The 2,024-nt window shown below is 66.8% G+C and carries 2 protein-coding genes and 1 pseudogene; 2 read left to right on the top strand and 1 reads right to left on the bottom strand.

The genetic code is table 11. From position 1 onward, the window contains the following. A pseudogene (locus EN879_RS33485) lies at positions 1-202 on the bottom strand (dioxygenase); the annotation flags it as partial. Between the two features lie 166 nt (positions 203-368). Between EN879_RS33485 and EN879_RS33480 the strand changes: the two are divergent. Beyond that, positions 369-1,712, top strand: coding sequence for a TldD/PmbA family protein (locus EN879_RS33480; protein ID WP_013532347.1), 1,344 nt, complete (start codon positions 369-371; stop codon positions 1,710-1,712). Continuing rightward, the coding region (locus EN879_RS33475; protein ID WP_281034623.1) for an inositol monophosphatase family protein at positions 1,699-2,024 on the top strand (326 nt) is incomplete at its 3' end. The genes EN879_RS33480 and EN879_RS33475, both read left to right, overlap by 14 nt.

The raw sequence follows: 2,024 nt of genomic DNA, 5'->3' as shown, positions 1-2,024 counted from the left end.
GCACGACAATGCCGTCGACCTTGCCGTCGCTGGGGGCCTGTGCGGCCTGCGGCCGCAGATGCGCCGACATCTGGTGACCGTAGAGGTCGAAGTCGACCCAGGTCGCTGACGAGCGGCCGATCGCGCAGCCCAGCACCTCGCCATAGAAAACGCGGGTTTCATCGAGATCACGGACCGGGAAGGCGAGATGGAAAGGCGTCATCGAAATGCTCCGTGCAGGCTGCGAACCGATTTTGCGTCACAGGGTTCGCGGTTTGAACCGTCCGCCCTGCATTTTGATTGAAGCCTATGCCATTGCACAAGCCGGACCGGAACAATAGATGGGTGGGCAACGGCCGCACACCGGCCGCACCAGCAGGATTTCAGGCATGACCGACATATCAGACGCAGCAAAATTGACCGACCGCGTCGCGGCCCTGGTCGAGGCTGCCAAAAAGGCCGGCGCCGATGCCGCCGACGCGGTGGCCGTGCGCGGCCGCTCGACCGGTGTGTCGGTGCGTCTCGGCAAGGTCGAGGCTACCGAAGCTTCCGAAAGCGAGGATGTGGCGCTGCGCGTTTTCGTCGGCGGCCGCGTGGCGAGTGTCTCGGCGACAGCGGCGTCCGACCCGAAAACGCTGGCCGAGCGCGCCGTGGCGATGGCGAAAGTGTCGCCGCAGGATCCCTATCAAGGGCTGGCCGATCCGGCATTGCTCGCCAAACAGACGCGCGATCTCGACCTGTTCGACGCCACCGAAGTGTCGGCAGACCAGTTGAAGGAAGCCGCATTGGCGGCGGAAGCGGCAGCGCTTGCCGTCAAGGGCGTGACCAATTCGGCCGGCGCCAGCGCCGGTGCCGGGCTGGGCGGCCTGGTGCTGGCCACCTCGCACGGCTTCCTCGGCCACTATGTCGGCTCGCGTTTTTCGCGCTCGGCCAGCGTTATCGCCGGCGAGGGCACCGGCATGGAGCGCGACTATGAATTCTCCTCGCGCCAGCATTTTGCAGATCTCGATGCGCCCGAGGACATCGGCCGCAAGGCCGGCGAGCGCGCCGTGCGCCGCATCGGCGCGCGCAAGGCGGCGACCGGGCCGGTCGACGTGGTGTTCGACCCACGCGTCGCGCGCGGCATCGCCGGCCATCTCGCCGGCGCCATCAACGGCGCCTCGGTCGCGCGCAAGACCTCGTTCCTGCGCGACATGATGGGCAAGCAGGTGGCCGCCTCCGCCATCACCGTCACCGACGAGCCGCTCCGGCGACGTGGCCAGGCCTCGCGTCCGTTCGACGGCGAAGGCGTCGAGGGCGAAAAGCTGTTGATGGTCGAGAAGGGCGTGCTCAACCACTGGTTCCTGTCGACCTCGGCTGCAAGGGAGCTGGGCCTCGTCACCAACGGCCGCGGCGCACGCAGCGGCTCCTCCGTTACGCCATCCTCCACCAATCTCGCCATCGAACCCGGCGAGCGGTCGCCGGAAGAGCTGATCAAATCGCTCAAGACCGGCTTCTACGTCACCGAGGTGTTCGGCCAGGGCGTCGACATGGTCACCGGCGAATACAGCCGCGGCGCTTCCGGTTTCTGGATCGAGAATGGCGAACTGGCCTATCCCGTCGCCGAGGTCACCATCGCCTCGAACCTGAAGACGATGTTCCTCAACATGGTGCCGGCCGATGACCTCGACCGCAATTTCGGCACCGCGGCGCCGACGCTCCTGATCGAAGGCATGACCCTTGCCGGAGCATGACCTGACCACTGCCGGAGCCACCGAAGACTTGCCGCTGCTGCGCGATGCCGCCCGCGAGGCGGGGGTGATCGCCATGCGCTACTTCGGCAACAGCCCGCAAGTCTGGATGAAGGGCGGCACATCACCGGTCAGCGAGGCCGACCACGCGGCCGACGCCTATCTGCGCGAAACATTGCTGGCGGCGCGGCCGGATTATGGCTGGCTGTCGGAAGAGACAGTTGACGATCCGGTCCGGCTTTCGGCACGCCGCACCTTCGTCGTCGACCCGATCGACGGCACGCGCGGTTTCCTGGAAGGCCAGCGCACCTGGTG

The sequence above is a fragment of the Mesorhizobium sp. M7A.F.Ca.AU.002.02.1.1 genome (genome assembly GCF_003998535.1).
Classification (GTDB): domain Bacteria; phylum Pseudomonadota; class Alphaproteobacteria; order Rhizobiales; family Rhizobiaceae; genus Mesorhizobium; species Mesorhizobium ciceri.
This window is presented reverse-complemented; position numbering and strand designations above follow the sequence as displayed.

Bases quoted from the DNA above. Each gene is read 5' to 3' on its own strand.
- EN879_RS33480 (WP_013532347.1), top strand. From the start codon at position 369: ATGACCGACATATCAGACGCAGCAAAATTGACCGACCGCGTCGCGGCC.